General features: G+C 52.0%; 9 protein-coding genes and 1 tRNA gene. 8 read left to right on the top strand and 2 right to left on the bottom strand.

All coding sequences use genetic code 11. The features are described 5' to 3' along the window. The first annotated feature begins 248 nt into the window (after positions 1 to 248). A complete protein-coding gene (locus ACYVBJ_RS28185) occupies positions 249 to 7,427 on the top strand; it encodes an ExeM/NucH family extracellular endonuclease (protein WP_460985632.1) in 7,179 nt (2,392 codons plus the stop codon). 873 nt (positions 7,428 to 8,300) lie between these two features. Next, positions 8,301 to 8,993: a M48 family metallopeptidase gene (locus ACYVBJ_RS28180; RefSeq protein WP_460985631.1), complete on the top strand. Its 693-nt coding sequence runs from the start codon at positions 8,301 to 8,303 to the stop codon at positions 8,991 to 8,993. A 615-nt stretch (positions 8,994 to 9,608) separates the two neighbouring features. On the opposite strand, the gene ACYVBJ_RS28175 is transcribed toward ACYVBJ_RS28180, so the two are convergent. Next, positions 9,609 to 9,692, bottom strand: a tRNA-Thr gene (locus tag ACYVBJ_RS28175). 122 nt (positions 9,693 to 9,814) lie between these two features. Further along, positions 9,815 to 12,133 carry a DUF349 domain-containing protein gene (locus ACYVBJ_RS28170; RefSeq protein ID WP_460985630.1) on the bottom strand — a complete coding sequence of 773 codons (2,319 nt, stop codon included), beginning with the start codon at positions 12,131 to 12,133 and terminating at the stop codon, positions 9,815 to 9,817. A gap of 94 nt (positions 12,134 to 12,227) precedes the next feature. Between ACYVBJ_RS28170 and pdxH the strand changes: the two genes are divergently transcribed. The 6 genes from pdxH (at position 12,228) to ACYVBJ_RS28140 (ending at position 18,802) form a co-directional block, all read left to right on the top strand. Continuing rightward, on the top strand, positions 12,228 to 12,869 hold the full coding sequence (pdxH, locus tag ACYVBJ_RS28165; protein ID WP_460985629.1) for a pyridoxamine 5'-phosphate oxidase: 642 nt from the start codon (positions 12,228 to 12,230) through the stop codon (positions 12,867 to 12,869). A 95-nt stretch (positions 12,870 to 12,964) separates the two neighbouring features. After that, positions 12,965 to 14,521 carry an MFS transporter gene (locus ACYVBJ_RS28160; RefSeq protein ID WP_460985628.1) on the top strand — a complete coding sequence of 519 codons (1,557 nt, stop codon included), beginning with the start codon at positions 12,965 to 12,967 and terminating at the stop codon, positions 14,519 to 14,521. A gap of 39 nt (positions 14,522 to 14,560) precedes the next feature. Then, positions 14,561 to 14,782 carry a DUF6814 family protein gene (locus ACYVBJ_RS28155; protein ID WP_460985627.1) on the top strand — a complete coding sequence of 74 codons (222 nt, stop codon included), beginning with the start codon at positions 14,561 to 14,563 and terminating at the stop codon, positions 14,780 to 14,782. 100 nt (positions 14,783 to 14,882) lie between these two features. Continuing rightward, entirely contained in the window at positions 14,883 to 16,778 is a 1,896-nt protein-coding gene (acs, locus tag ACYVBJ_RS28150) for an acetate--CoA ligase (protein ID WP_460985626.1), read from the top strand. A gap of 136 nt (positions 16,779 to 16,914) precedes the next feature. Further along, entirely contained in the window at positions 16,915 to 17,643 is a 729-nt protein-coding gene (locus ACYVBJ_RS28145; protein WP_460985625.1) for a 3-keto-disaccharide hydrolase, read from the top strand. A gap of 133 nt (positions 17,644 to 17,776) precedes the next feature. Then, positions 17,777 to 18,802 (top strand): endonuclease/exonuclease/phosphatase family protein, encoded by a 1,026-nt coding sequence (locus tag ACYVBJ_RS28140; RefSeq protein WP_460985624.1) that lies wholly within the window; start codon positions 17,777 to 17,779, stop codon positions 18,800 to 18,802. Positions 18,803 to 18,810 lie beyond the last annotated feature (8 nt).

Genomic DNA, 18,810 nt, shown 5'->3' with positions numbered 1-18,810 from the left:
ATGGTACTCCCTCACCTCGATCATGGGGGTTACAACTTCAGTATCGCATCGGTACATCTGGATCTTTCACAAATGTTTCGGGTGGTTTATATACCTCTTCAACGACGGGAAATTCGCAGACATTTGGTCCGATTACACTACCAGTTGATTTAGAAAACCTACCAGTGGTCCAATTACGCTGGGTTTATTACGAGATAGCTTCTAACAATGGAGGTACCCGGCCTGAAATCCGTCTTGACGAGATCAACGTGACTTCACAATCAGCACAGGCGGCTGCCCAACCTGACTTGACCGTTTCTTTGTCAGCTCCTGCATCAACCCTACTTAATCAGCCCTTTGCCTATTCATTAGTTGTCAGTAATCTGGGCAATGCAGATGCGTCAGGTATTACCACTCAATTTGAATTGCCCGCATCGGTTAATGCTACGTATAATTCATCTGCGGGTGCGAGCGGTTTCACGGACAGCCAGTCGGGTAATTTGGTTACCTTTTCGGGTGGTTCACTAACGGCTGGAGCCAGTACTACACTCACGGTAAATGTAACACCAATTGTAACGGGCAACCTCACCAGTGGTACGGCCTTGGTTGATCCATCCGGAGCCATTGCCGAAAGTAACGAAGGTAACAACTCGGCGACAACCGTAACAGTGGCAGTCAACGCAGCACCGGCAGGTAAAATCGAAATAACAGAATTTGCCTATGATGGAGCGGACCCTGGTGGCGAATTTATCGAACTAACGAACGTTGGTAATGCAGCAGTTGACATGACTGGCTGGAGTTTTGACGATAGTTCACCAAGTGACCCTCGACTTAGTCTCAGCGGTTTTGGTCTGGTACAACCCGGGGAAAGTGTCATTATTGCCCAGAGTTCGGCTGAGGCTTTCCGCACAGAGTGGTTTTTGCCTGCTAGTGTAAAAATTTTAGGCGGAAATACCGATAATCTTGGTCGTAATGATGCCATCAATATTTACAATGCAAACGGTACACCGGTCGATCAGTTAACCTTCAACGACCAGGCGGGCAATGGTCCCAGGACACAGAATGCCAGTGCCTGGACTACACCGGCTAACTTGTCGGCTACTACAGCTACGGCCTGGCAACTTTCTGTCGCTGGGGATGCACAGCGTTCCTACGCTTCGGCGACTAATAATGTCGGTAACCCTGGCACCTACAACTCAAGCCTTGTTAATGTGCGGGTAGTTCAGTTGGAAAACAACACGACGGTGACAGAAGGCGGTGCCAATGATACATATACCCTACAACTAACAAGCCAACCAACTGCTGACGTAACGGTTACTTTATCGGCGGGTTCGCGGTTATCGGTTTCGCCAAATCCGCTGACGTTTACGCCAACGAACTACAGCGTGGCGCAAACCGTAACGGTTACGGCAGTTAATGACAATGCTTATCAGGGCACTACCCCAGCGCAGATAACACACGCAGTTACGAGTAGTGATGCGACGTACAACGGTTTTGCCGCAGTCCCGGTATCAGTTACGGTTATCGATAATGATCCACAGTTGACGGCATCCCCAACTATCGCCGAAAATACGGCTTCACCGTACATAAATCTGCCCACCACAGGAACGGGCTACCTTAGTGGCGTTATTAATGACCCTACTGATCCGGCTAGCACCCTAGGTATCGACTTTACACTAGCCGATACGGACACCGACGTGAACAGCCTGACTCTAACAACCAGTAGCAGCAACCAAGCGGTAGTTCCCACAGCCAATCTGAACCTGACCGGCTCGGGTGCTGGTCGTAATCTGAAGATTATACCTACCGGCGTAGGTTATTCAGATGTATTGGTCACGGTTACGGACGGCAGCAATGCAACTAGTTACACTATAAGCTACGCGGCCTCAGCGGCTTCAACGCCCAGCAGCCGCTTCCATACGGGTGCCAGTGATGCATCGACGGCGCAGGCCGTCGGAGCAGATTATATGCTGGTCGCTGATGACGAAAGCCAGCGACTGCAGCTTTACAACCGCTCGCAATCGGGGCTTCCGGTCAATTCATTCGACTTTACGTCCTCACTCGGCCTGACCCAGCTCGACAACGGTTTGCCCCGTGAGGTCGATATCGAAGGGTCAGTGCGCGTCGACAACCGGATTTACTGGATTGGCTCGCACAGCAACAAATCAGATAACGGCAATAATCGCCCGAACCGTAGTCGTTTATTCGCGACGGACGTAACAGGCAGTGGGGCTTTCACTACGTTGTCGTATGTCGGTCGGTACGACAATCTTAAAACCGACATGATTGCCTGGGATCAGTCGAACGGGCACGGTCTGGGCGCTGATTATCTAGGTCTGGCAGCGAGCACGGCTACAGGCGTACCCGGTGAAAATAGTAATGGCTTGAACATTGAAGGGCTGACTACGTCGCCCGATAACTCAGCCGCTTACGTAGCGTTCCGCGCGCCAATCGAACCGGTCAGCGATCGCACCAAAGCCTTGATTGTTCCGGTGACGAATTTTGCCTCACTGGTAACGACGAATCCAACTACCGGTCCGGCTACGTTTGGTGCTCCGATTTTGCTTGATCTGGGTGGTCGCGGCATCCGCGAAATCAAAAAGAACAGCAGCAACGAATACGTCATTGTAGCGGGGTCGTTCGGTGCTTTCGGCGCAGCTCCCAATGACTTCCGGCTTTACACCTGGACAGGAAACCCAACGGATAAACCTGGGCTGCGGAGTGCTGACCTTAGCAGCCTGGGCGGTAATGACAGCAGTATTGAGTCGATTGTGGAGCTGCCTTCTCCGCTGACGCCCACCAGTTCAATTCAGTTCGTGCTGGACAACGGCGACCGTGTGTACTACAATGACGGAACGATTGCTAAAGACCTCTCGCAAAACAACTGGAAGAAATCACGCAGCGATTTTGCTACGCTCGGCGCGGCGTTCAGCACCCCAACGCTGACGGCCAATCCGACAACACTAAGTAATTTCACCGCTACCCAGGGAACTGCATCAACTTTGCAGACCTACAGCCTGACGGGTTCCGATCTGACCGCCGATGTTAGCGTGGCAGCACCGGCAGGTTACGAAATCAGCCAGGATGGTACTACCTTCGCGAACAGCCTGACTTTAACGCGCACCGCCGGATCCGTTAATGCCACCATTACAACCCGGCTGTCTGCCACGGCGGCACTAGGTGTAGTAAACGGTACGGTTACGAACATCAGCGGTTCGGCAAGCACGGATGTGGCGGTAAGCGGCACGGTCAATGCGTTGGTAATCCCATCCGGGAATCTGGCGACATGGACTTTCGAAGGGTCAGTAAACACCCCTGCCAGCGTTTCGGCTAATGCAACGGCTGGCAATGCGACTTTTACTGGTGTTACAAACATTACGTTCCCGGCTGGATATAATCCCACTCCAGGTGCTGCTTACTCGGCGGAAGGCTGGTCAACGGGAGGCCTCGACCCAGGCAAATACATTCAATTTACGATTACTCCGAATTCAGGGTATGCGCTCAACGTCACTGGAATCGGTTTCACCGAACGACGTTCAGGAACGGGGGTGCGCAATGCTCAAGTACGTTATAGCATTGACGGCAACACGTTTTTCGATGCTGGTTCAGAAATTTCTATTCCTGATGACACCAATCCCCGGAGCCAAACGGCGGCTACATCACTGAGTAACATCATCTCCCCGGTGACGTTCCGAATTTATGGTTATGCGTCTGAAGCAACAGGCGGAACCTGGCGATTTGACAACGTTAGCATTACTGGCTCAGTTGTCCCAAACACAACGCCATTTATTGCTGCCCTCCCCAACCCGGTTAGCCTGAGCTATACGGTCGGCAGTGGTCCGGCATCGGAAATAGTAACAGTGAGCGCAGGTAATCTCAGTCCCGCAGCAGGTCTTATTACAGCCACCGCTTCTTCGACAGCCTTCGCTGTTTCTCCGGCTTCGGTTGCCTACAGTGCTTCATCACTAGCCAATACTTTGTTCTCCGTTAGCTTAGTGAGCGAGTTGTCAGTCGGTTCATACGCCGGTACCATCACGTTCACGGGCGGTGGTGCAACAGCCACGGTAGCGGTAACGGGTACGGTGAGCAACACGACCTCTGCCGCCGGTATTACGCTCATTAGCGCCATCCAGGGCACCGGCACCAGCGCAGCGCTGACGGGAACACGTACAATCGAGGGTGTTGTCACGCGGGTATTCCCCGGCTCGACCGGCCTGAATAGCTTCTACGTTCAGGAAGAAGACGCCGACAGCGACGGAAACCCGGCGACTTCAGAAGCGATAACGGTTTATGACCCAAGCGGGTTCTTCATGGGAAGTGTCGGTACTAAAGTTCGGGTAACGGGTTCAGTAGGTGAGTTTGCCAGCAACTTCGACGGCGTGAACAGCAGCCTGACGCAACTGACGCTGACAGCAGCCGCGAGCCTGACCAATTTAGGAACCAGCTCTCTGCCGACCATCACGACCATCACTTTGCCGGTAGCCAGCCGGTCAGACCTGGAGCGGTACGAAAGTATGCTGGTGCAGCTACAAGCTGCAACGGGCAATCTGACGGTAACGGATAACTTCTATTTGGGGCGTTTTGGCCAGGTCACGCTGGCAGCTACTGACCCTACTACGAACCAACCAGGTACCGATCCACGCATTGAGCAGTACACCCAGTTCAATGCGCCCAGCGCTTCAGGTAATGCCGCTTACCTGGCCGCAGTAGCCCGACGGCTCATCATCCTTGACGATGCATCCGGCTTGCAAAACCCGCCAACGATCATCCATGCACGTGGGGGTAACCCGTTAAGCGCATCAAACACATTGCGCGCCGGTGATGATGTTGCCAGCATTACGGGGGTCCTCGATGAGCGGTTTGACGGGTACCGGATACAAACCAATACGCCGGTCAACTTTAACCCGACCAGTCCTCGTTTGACGACACCACCAGCTGTAGGGGGGTCGTTACGAGTTGCCGGATTTAACGTCTTGAACTACTTCACTGACTTAGACAGTAATCCAGCCAGCAACAACCCGATTGTCACCGTTCCGAATGGAGGTAGCGTATCGTTTGAGCCAAGGGGAGCCGAAACAGCGGAAGAGTTTACGCGCCAGCGGGATAAGATCATTACAGCCATTACCGCCATTAACCCGGATGTTCTGGGCGTGATTGAGATGGAAAACAACGGAACAACTGCCATTCAGAACTTAGTCGACGGCCTCAACGCCGTATCGGGCGCTGGTAGCTTTACGTTCGTAAATGATGCTAACCTGGTGAACGATCCTAACCCAGCACCGAACGCGGTGGGTACCGATGCCATTAAAGTAGCGCTTATTTATAAACCCGCTTCGGTTACGCCACTTGGCTTGCCGATCAGCTCGAGTGACCCGGTGTTCGACCGGCCACCGGTCGCGCAGTCATTCCAGCAAAACGGTAACGGCGCAAAGTTTAGCGTAATTGTCAATCACTTTAAGTCGAAAGGAAGTGGCTCGGGCGCTGATGCCGATCAGAATGATGGTCAGGGGGCTTCTAACAACCGTCGGGTACAACAGGCCAATGCCTTAATCGCTTTCGTACCGTCGGTAACAGCAACGGCTGGCGATCCGGATGTACTGATGCTGGGGGATTTCAACTCGTATGCTCAGGAAGACCCTATCCGCAGCCTGACAGCAGCTGGTTATACCAGCCTTCGCCCGGCTTCTGATTACTCGTATAGTTTCGATGGGCAGTTTGGCTTCCTGGATTATGCGTTCGCAAACGCCAGTATGCTTTCTCAGGTAACTGGATCAGCCGACTGGCACATTAACTCCGATGAGCCAATCGTACTAGATTACAATACGAACTTTAAGCAAAGCCAGTCTGGGCTGTATGCACCTGATCCGTTCAAAGCATCAGACCACGATCCGGTCGTAGTAGGGTTGAACCTAACCTCGTTGCTTTCGGCCACACTTGTTGCCAGCACATCGGTTTGCACCGGTAGCCCAGCTAACTTGTCGCTGACCGTAGCCGGCCTGAACACGGGCCAGACCTACAGCTATACGATCAGCAATGGTACGAACAGTACCACGGCATCGGGCGTATCGGCAACGGCGGTAGTAACCAGTGTGGTGGTAACGGAACCGGGCGCATTTACAGCAACGGTATTGACCTCGGCGAATATCAGCACAACGGTCGCCAGCGGTAATGTAACGATTAACACCCTGCCGACCAATGCTAGCCTGACCAGCGGCACCTTAACCTGCACCACCCCTTCGGCTACGCTGACAGCCAGCGCAACGGGCGGAACCAGTTACACCTTGTTAGGGGGGGGAGCTTCTAGTCAGACGAATACCACAGGTATGTTTACCATCAGCAGGGAGGGCAGCTACACTGCCGTCATCGCCAACGCCAGCGGATGTACGACTACAGCCGTTGCAACAGTTTCGAGTAATACTTCGGCACCAACGAATGCCAGCCTGACCAGCGGTACGCTGACTTGCTCGGTGGCTACAGTCAATTTAACCGCTAGCGCAACGGGTGGTACGTCCTATACACTGAGTAATGGCCAGAGCAGTCAAGTGAACACAACAGGGCAGTTCGTGGTGAGTACACCGGGGACGTATACGGCAACGATTAGCAATGGAAGTGGATGCACGACTACGGCAACCGCAACGGTCAGCAGTGCCCTCTCATCAGCGGTCAGTTTAAGTAACACCAGCCCCTTATCGTTTACTAACGCCACTGTTACGCTCACCGCCAGTGGGGGCAGTTCGTACACCTTCAGTACAGGAGCCGCTCAGCAGGGCGGAGTCAATGGTGCTACAGCAACGGTTACCACGGCGGGGGTCTTTTCCGTGACGGCACGTGACGCCAATGGCTGTACAGCAAGTGCCTCTACGACGGTTACCGGCGGCAACAGCCCAACCGTTTGCCGTAGTGCGTCGGCCGTTATTAATGTGGTGGTAACAGGTATGCCGGTTCGGTACGAATGGTTCAAAAACAGTCTCACCAGTCCCAAGATCATGGAGACGCCCCAGCTCTTCCGGGGTACAGCGACCAGCAGTCTGACCCTGATCAACGCCCAATCGAACACTCAGGGAAATTTTTATCTCAAAGTGACTGATCAGTCGGGTACTGTGATTATCTACGGCCCTTACCGCTTAACAGTGGACGCGAGTTGCCGGGCTCGGGAAGTGGCTCAGTTAGAAACGCCATTGCAGGTGGAGATAGCGCCTAACCCGATCCAGTTGGATCAACTGCGGGCAGTGGTACGCGGTGCCGAAGGCCGCTCGTTACAGGTGAAGCTCCTTGATCTACGAGGCCATTTGGTTCGACAACAACACTGGCAGCAAGCCGAGGCTCAACAGCTACTTGACTGGGATATGCAGGCTCAAACTAGTGGTATCTACCATTTACTGGTAGTGAGTGAAGCGGGGGATGATGTTCCTGCTCAGCGGCTGAGCATTAAGGTGGTCAAGCCGTAAGCCTAACTAATTGCAGCTAACGAACAAAAAAGCCCGGACTTAACCGTTCGGGCTTTTTGATGCTAATTTACAACCTATGGTGTTCAAGGTACCAACGCCAGAACCGACAAGGAAGTTATTTTTCTGTAGAAAGATAATGTATGGGAAACATGCTTGTTTCTCTTGGTTTGCGGCACAAAAGAAGCCCTGTATAACCCAATCAAGGCTTTCTAAAATATTACTCAATAGTTCTTTTCACCCGTTGGACCAGCTGGTCACGGCTCCGTCACACAAAGATCTCCGGTACTAATAGCGCAGAGCTATTGTGCCTTGTCTTGGATATATTGACGATTTTTCGAACGATTACCAACTGAAAAGAAAGCAATAAAGATGATTCTTTGGCTAGCAATTGATGACCTAAGTGTTGTACCGTAAAAGAACTGGTAATCAAGGTGTCTTTAAGACGAAATGCTCATTGAGCATCAAATAAGGTCTAATTTTTACATAAATTAAGGTAGACCTTATTTTGAGAAGTTAAGCTGTTAATTATTGTATTTAAGCTCGCCTATGAGTTGAGCTTAAACTCTATGTTCAATATTAGTGAATGAGGATACTCATTCTTTAATGTAACAATTAGAAAAAATGTATAGCAAATGCATGAAAAAAGCCACTCAACATTTCTGCTAAGTGGCTGATTAGTAGAGTGGGCCAGCCAGGGCTCGAACCTGGGGCTTACTGATTATGAGTCATGGGTGGTAGGCTGGGAAGGTAAGCCCGAGGTAAGCCACTCAATGGAGCAAAGAATTATTCGCTTGTTAAGAGAGAAGATACCCTTTCTTGCCGACCGGCAAAAAAAGGCTAGAGAACTAATCGACCTACTCCGCAAAGACTAGCATGCCTGACGTAATCTACAGCAATCAGATCATCAGTTATATCGTGCAGGACTGCCCCCACAGCCAGGCCCATTACATCAGTGTGTCACGTGATGAGGATGTTGTGTTAAAGGGCCCCCGATTGCTATCCGCCCAGGCCGATCGTCTGGTGCTGAAGAAAGCCCACTGGATTCTGTATAAGCTGGAAATCGCGCGGGCTATCGATCCGGATGCGGTTGTAACCGGCTCCCGTATCTCCTATCTGGGCAAGCACTATTATACCGAGGTTGTCTTCGACCCTACGCTATACAAAGCGCATGTTGATTTCAACCACTCTCGTTTCCGCATCCAGGTAAATCGCACAACAGATAGCCAGATCGCAATTCAGGAGGCTTTAGACGCGTTCTTTCGGGCGAAGGCTCATGAGAAGCTAACGAGCCGCGTCAGGCAGTGGGCCATCATAACCGGATTGCCTTATCAGGACCTCAAGTTCCGCCAAATGAGCAAACGGTGGGGTAGTTGCACAGATAGTAACGTCATTATTCTCAACCCTGAAGTCGTTAAACTCCCCTACACCCTCATTAACTACGTGATTGTACACGAGCTGTGTCATGTCAAAGAGAAGAGTCACTCCAAAGCCTTCTGGGCCGAGCTATCCCGGCATCTTCCAAATTGGAAGGAGCTAGACGATCGAATAAGCCGGTATAAACAGTAAGTGAGATAAAGTCTCCATCTAGCAGTTGTCGACAGCAGAAAGGAAATTCAATTAAGCCACCAACGACAATGACCTACGTCAAAATGTACGGGTTACGAGACGGTCTCGTATATAGCGTTCGGCTCTACCTGAAAAGTCACCCCAGTTACCATAGTGACGAATATGCTAATGCATGGTGCGACGTCATCATTTAGAAGAATAGTGGCGAGTTCTTCCAACGGCACCTGTATGAGCAGATAATCGACGGCCGTATTGCGTGTACTCTGGAAAAGCCCCTATCATCGCCATTTTAGTGGGTTGTGGTTGCTTACCAATCAAGCCGTCGAATACTAAGAACAGGCCGATAATTACGAGCAAGATTTATTTGGGGCCACTACTAAACTTATTTATCCTGCTACCGATGAGATGATAGACGATATTAGTACGATGATAAAACGAGAATTATTCTTTCATCTCCCACAATTGGATGAGGAAATAATGAGGGGTTGGCTGGATAATTACCAAAAGGGAAACAAAAGTTCGCAAGCATCAATCGAACGAAATGCATTGCACATTGCATTGCACACGAAATAAAACAGCCACTTAACAAATTTGCTAAGTGGCTGTTTATCAGCGAGCCAGTGGAGGGATTCGAACCCCCGACGCGCTTGCGCATCCTGATTACAAATCAGGCGGAATCGACCGCTATCCGACACTGGCCAAAAACAACGTTTCGTTTCCGAATCGTGGTGCAAAAGTAGTTCTTTTGAGGTTTCTATGCAAGAAAGGGTAAAAAAAATGGCGAGCTAATCAGAAATTTAGCTCGCCATTCATACGTACTGCTATGCTTGTGCTACTCTTAATTGATGCCGTAAATCGTCGAGTTGCTTCTCAGCATCAGCGATTTTCTTGTCAATATCCGCCCGGAGTTTATCGGCATTCTTCGACCGCGCGAAGAACTCAATATTGTTCCGGTACGTAGCAATATCATTTTCGATAGCCGTGATCCGTCGACGAATGTCGCTTTCGCGCTTGTTACCACCGCCGTCACGATCACCACTACGGCCCGCGTCTCGGTCGCGACCACGCGTAACTTCGGCTTCGTTCTGAAGCATCACCCGTTCTTTATCCTTAGCGGGAATCTTACCCGTTGCGCCTACTAATGCATTTACGGCATTGATGTACCGTTTCTGCGTGGACTGCATGTCTTTTTTGGGCACGAAACCAATGCTGTTCCACTCTTTCTTGAACTCATTGAGTTGAGAGAGGTCTGCATTTTCGTTCGCTGCGGCTTCAATCCGCTCGATCAGCGCGATTTTCTTAGCCAGATTGCCTTCAAACTCGCGTTCCGTCTCCTGATTCTTCGAGCGTTTCTTGTTGAAGAACGCATCACAGGCGGCTTTAAACCGGTCGAAAATTGAGTTCTTCTGCTTTTCGGGCACCTGACCAATGTTTTTCCACTGGCGCTGCAGCTCGATCACCGTCTGAGTAATCTCAGGTGATTCTTCGCCCGAAGCCAGAATCGCTTCGACCTGTTCGCAAAGTTCCGTTTTAGCCCGAAGGTTTTCTTCACGCTTTGTTTCAAGCTGCTTGAAAAACTCACCTTTGTTGTGGAAGAAGGTTTTCAACGCGGCCCAAAACTTCTTGCTCAGCTCTTTGCCCTCCTCGCGCGGCATTGGCCCTTTAATGGCGTTCCAACGATCCTGCAGCGCCATCACCGCCTTCGTTCTGTCGTTCCAGTCATTAATACTGTTCGAGGTGAACGAGGTCATCGGCACCAGCTCTTCGTAGATCGCCGATTTTTCTTCGTACAACTGCGCCGACTCTTTCCGTTGTTCGTTCGTCTGATCCCGGCGTTTGTCATATAAAACGTCCAGAGCGGCTTTCATCCGGCCCCACAAGACTTCCTGTTCGGCTTTCGGCGCGGGCCCGATGTGCTTATATTCTTCGAACAAGGCATTGGCTTCGTCGATTACCTGACGCGTTACGGGCGTTTCTTCCGTAGCCTTGGCCATCGCTTCGACCTTATCGATAACGTCTGCTTTCAGGCTGGCGTTACGTTTCCGATCGAGTTCTTTTAACTCAAAATAGATATTCCGATTGCTGTAATACCGATCAACGAGTGCATGATACGTAGCCCATAACGTAGCATTGTGGGGCGAATTCATGTTACCGGCCGCTTTCCACTCGTCCTGAATCTTCTTGAATTCGTTCCAGCTCGTTTTTGGATCACCCGCGTTGTTCTCGTCGGTTTCGACCAGTTCACGCAGACGGGTTAGCAATTCAGTTTTAGCCGCGAAGTTGCCGTCTTTGGCTTTGTCCAGATTCTGGAAATACGTGTTCTTCTGGCTCTTGATCTGCTTGTACAGTTCGTCGAAGCGCTGCACCAGATCATCGTGCTTATACTCGAATCCTTCTTCAGAACCCGCTTCAGCAACGTATACCTGCATCGCAGCTTCCCGCTCTGCCCGCTTCATCTGGTCGAACAGGGGCTTAACCTCTTTCAGCGTCTGATCTGCTTTCTTAAAGTCACCGGGCGTTACAGCAGGCGTACTGATCGTCGCCATCTGCGATTCCAGCAACGTAACGAAGTCCTGTTTCGAGAACTGGCTATAATCTACCGCTGGCTGAGTCGCGTCTTCAGTTTCGTCGGTGTCACTAACATCGGCATACTGCGCTGAAATTTCTTCACCGGCTGCTGATTCGGCGGGCGTCGCTTCGGCGGCAGGTTCCGATGTATCTTCATCCGATGAACTTTCCGGCGCGGGAGTTGTATCTGCGATGGATTGCAGGGTGGCTTCCTGTGCATCCGGTGTGGTTTCGGCCGCAGGCTGATCAACGGCGGCTTCTGCGTTTTCCGGTTCAGTCGTCACGGGTGAAACTGCTTCTGTTGAACTTTCCGATGCGGTTGTATCTAAGTCTTCGGCAGCACCTTCCGGCGTCGTCCCGGCCGTTTCAGCAGGCTGGGTTTCGTCCGCAGAAGCAGCAACGGCCGGTGCTTCCGCCAATGGTGGCGTAGCCTCCGTACCCGCTACCGCTTCTTCAGATTGCGTTGCTGCAACCGAAGGGGTGGTATCTTCGGGAGTATTCACTTCCAGCTCGTCGGCGGCCTGGGTTGGTGCTTCCGGCTGCTGGTTAATTTCCTGTTCTTCGTTTGCCATGTTGGGAACGTACCGATTACTTTTGCAAAATTACGACAAAAAGCGGATTTTCTTGTAGTACACTCGTTGAAAAGCCGTTAAACATCCCCTCAGAATGTCATCCACAATCAGCGATTTACGTAAGGAATACACCCTTAACGGTTTGGACGCAGCCGATGTTTCACCACATCCGATCGCTCAATTCCGGCAATGGTTCGATGCGGCCTTACAGGCAGGTGTCCCCGAACCAAACGCGATGTACGTGAGCACGGTAGGGGTAAACGGGCGGCCTGATGGACGTATCGTGCTGCTTAAAGGCGTATCGGAGGCCGGTTTTGTGTTCTATACAAACTACGAGAGCCGGAAAGGTCGCGAACTGACCGATTACCCATTTGCCACCCTTACGTTCTTTTATCCCGAACTCGAACGCCAGATTCGGATCGAGGGCACCGTCGAGAAAGTCAGCCCGGCTGAGTCCGATCACTATTTTAACAGTCGCCCGCGCGGCAGTCAAATTGGAGCCTGGGTATCGCACCAAAGCAGGGTGATTGACAGCCGCGAGGTACTGGAAAAACGGCAACAGGAGCTGGAAGCCCAATTCGCCGATCAGCCCGTACCCCGCCCGCCCTACTGGGGCGGTTTTCGGGTTGTACCCGATGCGGTAGAGTTCTGGCAGGGTCGCCCGAGTCGCTTACACGATCGGATTCGGTATCGTCAGGACGGCGAAAACTGGATTATCGAGCGCCTGTCTCCTTAAAGTTGTCTGAACGGCGGGTAGGTAAAAAGCCGGTTAGCGGTGCTTATACTGGAAAAGCAGTCCTGTACTACCGGATTTACCTACTCTCCTTACCAATGCTCGCTAAAAAAGCCTCAGCCAAACAGGCTGTCGACAAACGTACGCTCTTCAGTGTCATCTCGGCTTCTTCTGTCGGGACACTCATTGAGTGGTATGATTTTTATATTTTCGGTAGTCTGGCTGCCATTCTGTCCTCCCAATTTTTCCCAAAAGACAACCCCACGGCTGCCCTTCTGTCAACCCTGGCCACCTTTGCCGCCGGGTTTATTGTCCGCCCGTTCGGGGCGCTGGTATTCGGACGACTGGGCGATCTGGTCGGTCGCAAATATACGTTCCTGGTGACGCTGGTTCTGATGGGCGGATCGACCTTCGCCATCGGGCTGATTCCGGGCTACGCGACCATTGGCTTCTGGGCTCCCCTGCTGGTGCTGCTCCTTCGGCTGATTCAGGGACTGGCGCTGGGGGGTGAATACGGCGGAGCGGCTACGTACGTAGCGGAATACGCGCCCGAAGGTCGCCGTGGTTTCTACACCAGTTTCATTCAGACAACGGCTACGCTGGGCCTGTTTGTATCGCTTGGGGTTATTTTGCTCACGCGGCAGACACTGGGCGTGGAAACCTTCTCTGAATGGGGCTGGCGGGTGCCGTTTTTGTTATCCATCTTACTGGTAGCCGTTTCTATCGTGATTCGGATGCGCATGGCCGAGTCCCCCTTGTTTGCCAAGCTGAAGTCGGAAGGTAACCTGTCGAAGAACCCGCTGGCTGAGAGTTTCGGGAAAAAGCAAAACCTGAAAATGGTTCTGCTGGCGCTTTTTGGAGCAACTGCCGGTCAGGGGGTAATCTGGTATACGGGCCAGTTCTACGCCTTGTCATTCATTCAGAAAGCCTGCAACGTCGAGTTTGTCCAGTCGAACATCATTGTCGCCGTGGCCCTGCTGGCCGCTACGCCTTTCTTCGTGATTTTCGGGGGTTTGTCGGATCGCATCGGGCGTAAGCCGATCATGCTGGCCGGTATGGCGCTGGGGCTTCTTACCTACCGGCCGATTTACGACAAGATGTACAACCTGACCGACCTGAGCCAGAAACAGGAAGTCACCGACGCCCGGAGCATCGAACGGAAGCTGGTGAAGCAGGAAGATAATACCCCGCTGGTGGCAACCATTACCACAACTCATTACTATCTGGACGGTACGTTGCTGAAAGAAAGCGAGAAAAGCGCGACCAGTACCGCCCCTAAAGAAGTAACCAAGTCGGTTCTGCTAACCACGGGCGATTTGGTGATTATGATTCTCCTTGTGTTTGTGCAGGTGTTGTACGTAACTATGGTATACGGGCCGATTGCCGCATTTCTGGTTGAATTATTTCCAACCCGTATCCGCTACACATCCATGTCGCTGCCCTACCACATTGGCAATGGCGTATTCGGCGGATTGACTCCGTTTATCGCTACGGCGCTTGTGGCAACAGCAACAAAAGCAAACGAAGCCGCACCCGGTTCAGTAGCCAAGCCGTACCTCGAAGGACTTTGGTATCCGATTCTGGTAGCGGGGGTTTGTTTCGTAATCGGCCTGTTGTATTTGAATAATAAAAGCTACACCACAGCCGAAGATTAACGGACTGTGGACTCCCCTGACATGTAACAGAAGTACATTATGGAAGCAGTAAAAAAATATTTAGGTATTGTCTGGATCTTGCTGGGCATCTACGTCGGCTACGACCAGATCACGGATAGCCTGACCAAAATCGCCAGCGATAAGCTTGAAGATCGGGTATTCGGGTGGGTCGTTCTGCTGGTATTGACTCCCATTGTCGTGAGCGGCCTGATCCTGTTCGGGAAGTATGCGCTCGACGGCGAATATGGCTCCAAGGAATGAATCGGCTCGCCCAAGGAAATGAGTGAAAGAGTGAATAGATTTGTGCGCCTTTTAAGCGACTAATCATTTGCTCCTTCACTCATTCGTTGTTTAATTAATTATGCGTATCCGAACCTTTGACGAATATCAGGCAGCTTACCAGAAAAGTGTCGACGACCCCGAAAGCTTCTGGGCTGAAATTGCTCAGGAATTTCAGTGGCGCAAACCCTGGACCAAAACGCTGCAATGGAACTTCGACGAACCCAACATAAAGTGGTTTATCGGTGGAAAACTCAACATTACCGAAAACTGTCTCGATCGCCATCTGGCGACGCGGGGCGATCAGCCGGCCATTATCTGGGAACCGAATGACCCATCGGAAGCGAGTGTTACGTTAACGTACCGGATGCTTCACGACCAGGTTTGCCGAATGGCGAACGTGCTGAAACGTAATGGCGTGATGAAAGGCGACCGGGTTTGTATTTACCTGCCGATGGTGCCCGAACTGGCGATTGCGGTGCTGGCCTGTGCCCGTATCGGAGCCGTTCACTCGGTAGTGTTCGGCGGATTCTCGGCCCAGAGCATCGCCGACCGCATCAACGATGCGCAGTGCAAGCTGGTGATTACGGCGGATGGCGCTTATCGGGGCAACAAAGAAATTCCGCTTAAAAGTGTCGTAGACGACGCGCTCATTGGCTGCCCGAGTGTGCAGAAAGTGATCGTGATGACGCGCACCCGCACCCCCGTATCCATGCTTAAAGGACGGGATGTATGGATGGAGCAGGAACTGAAACAGGTCACCGCCGACTGCCCCGCCGAAGAGATGGACGCCGAAGACATGCTGTTCATTCTCTATACCTCCGGCTCTACCGGCAAGCCGAAAGGGGTAGTACACACCTGTGGTGGGTACATGGTTTATACGGCGTATACCTTCCAGAATGTCTTCCAGTACGAAGAGAACCAGGTTCATTTCTGCACGGCTGATATCGGCTGGATTACGGGTCACAGTTACATCGTGTATGGGCCGCTGGCCTGTGGGGCTACCTCAATGATTTTCGAAGGCGTTCCCACTTACCCGGATTACGGCCGCTTCTGGGACATTGTCGACAAACATCAGGTCAATATTCTGTACACCGCCCCTACGGCCATCCGGTCGCTGATGGGATTTGGTTTAGAGAAAGTTGAAAGCCACGACCTCAGCAGCTTACAAGTATTGGGTTCAGTTGGGGAGCCTATAAACGAGGAAGCCTGGCACTGGTACGATGATCACATCGGCAAAAATCGTTGTCCGATTGTTGATACGTGGTGGCAGACCGAAACGGGCGGCATCCTGATTTCACCCCTGGCCGGTATCACCAAAACCAAACCGACCTATGCGACGTTGCCTTTGCCCGGTGTACAGCCCATTCTGGTTGACGAAACCGGGAAAGAGATTGAAGGCAATGGGGTCAGCGGCAACCTGTGCCTGAAGTTTCCCTGGCCGGGCATCCTGCGCACTACGTACGGAGACCACGAGCGCTGCCGGCAAACGTATTTCAGCGCTTACCCTGGCTTATATTTCACCGGCGACGGCTGCCTGCGTGACGAAGACGGCTACTATCGCATCACGGGCCGGGTCGATGACGTCCTGAACGTATCCGGCCACCGCATTGGCACTGCCGAAGTTGAAAACGCTATCAACATGCACACAGGTGTTGTCGAAAGCGCGGTTGTAGGCTACCCCCACGACATCAAAGGGCAGGGCATTTACGCCTACGTGATTGCCGACCAGATGCCCGCCGACCACGATGCCGATCTGACCAAGCGGGATATTCTGGCGACGGTCAGCCGGGTGATCGGCCCCATTGCCAAACCCGACAAGATTCAATTCGTCAGTGGCTTACCGAAAACCCGCTCGGGCAAGATCATGCGCCGGATTCTGCGTAAAATTGCCGAAGGTGATACGTCGAATCTGGGTGATACCACTACCCTACTCGACCCAGGTGTAGTAGATGAGATTAAGGCTGGAGCCATCTGAATGAGCAACAACTATAGCTTCTGACAGTGTGTAAAACGCCGGGCCTCTACGTCCGGCGTTTCTGTTACGTCATTCGCCAATCAGTAGCACAAGCCCAACTAGTGACTTTATACGTCGATAAACCCATTGTACATTTATGTTAAAACACATTACTCTAGCAGTGTTGGTAGCCTGCGCCAGTGGCACAACCTTGTTGGCACAGGCCCTGAATACGTTATCGGCCCAGGAGAAGAAAGAAGGATGGACACTTCTGTTCAACGGCCGTAATACAGCGGGCTGGCACACGTACGGCAACAAAGGCGTGGGCGCAGCCTGGCGTATCGATCAGGGAGCGCTGCAATTATACGTTCCTCAGCGAGCCGGTAACAAGGCGGTCAATGGGGGCGATCTGGTTACCGATGCCGCCTTCTCCGGCGATTTTGAATTTAAAGTCGAGTGGAAAGTCGAGCGTTTGACCAACAGCGGTATCTTCTTCTTTGTGCAGGAAGCGCCCGAGTATAAAAACATTTTCAATACCGGCTTGGAACTTCAGGTTCTCGACGACGCGATCTACGAAGGAGCGAACGAAAACACGCACCGGGCAGGCGACTTTTTCAGCGTAGCCAACGCTCGTGTTCGGGAGTTAAACCCAGTGGGATCGTGGAACCAGGTGCATTTTAAACTTAAAAACAATAAGTTAACGGTTACGTTAAATGGATTTTCCATTCAGGAGCACGACCTGAACAGTGCCGACTGGAAGAAGCGAATTACCGCCAGCAAACTAAACAATGCGCCGATCAGCAAAGGCCAGTTTACAGGCCGGATTGGCCTACAGGATTGGGGTAGCTCCGTATGGTTCCGGAACATCAAAATTCGCAAGCTGTAGCTTTTCAAACGCCCGTTAACCCTTGATTGACTTTAACGCCGGGCCACTTCGTCCGGCGTTTTCGGTTTATATTTGGGTTTCTAACCAGAATTAATACCTGACTATCCAGTTATCGAGGCTTATAGTACAATTCATGACTGCTCGTTCTCCCTCACAGAAATCGTTCTCGCGCCGGCATAACGTTCAGTTTTTCTTACCTCAGGTTGGCCGTTGGTTAAACTGGTTATCCGTCGGCCTATCCGTTTGCTGGCTGTTGGGGCGGGTTCTGGGGCGTTTCTACTTTTTTGAGTTGTTCAGTCACTTTCAGGTTCAGTACGTCTGGCTGGCGTATGCGTTGATGACGCTTCAGCTTCTCTACCGGCTTGTGCACAGCAGGCGGTTTGAGTCGGGAGCGGTTCTGATTCCGTTCGCCTTATTGGGGGCTATTCTTTATTTCAAGGATAGCCGCTGGGCACCCGGCGAACAAGACATAAAGCCTGCTAATTCGCGCCCGGATGTTCGGGTTTTTCACGCGAATGTTCTCTACACGCGTAATACGTATGACACCACAATCGCGCTGATCCGCCAGCAACGGCCTGACGTATACGTGTTGCAGGAGATGACGCCCCAGAGCATCCGGCTCGTTACGTCTGTATTAAAACGCGAATTTCCGTACTGGTTTGCCTGCTGGTCGAAGGGCCCGTGCTGGGTATTAGCAGGCAGCCGGAAACCCATTCGTGTAGATCAGGCGCTGGCCAGAAAATGGCGGGTTATTTCACTTAAAACGCAGGTGCAGAGACGGGATGTGGCGTTGCTTACGGTGCACCCACGTACGCCCATCCTGCCTTCGTGGTTCCGCGAACGTAACGATCAACTGACCTACGTAGCTAATGCGGCCCGTCAGAATGCGACACCTACCGTCCTGATCGGGGACTTTAACATCAGCGTTTTTTCGCCCATCTACACCGATCTGTTCGAATCACCTACGCAACCCGTTACGTTACTATCCGCCCGAAGAGTGCGGACGCAGCCGACCTGGCCCCGGTTTTTTCCGCCCATGATGATTCCGATTGATCATGCCTTCGTCAATGGGGGGTTCTATCCGCAGTTGCTGCGAACACTGGAACACCCCGGCTCAGATCATAAGGCGCTCGTCGTTGATTTGCGCTTTGCGGAGTAGTTCGGTCG

It is taken from the genome of Spirosoma fluminis (genome assembly GCF_054778895.1).
Note: the sequence above shows the minus strand (reverse complement) of the source record. Positions and strands in the feature narration are given on the sequence as shown.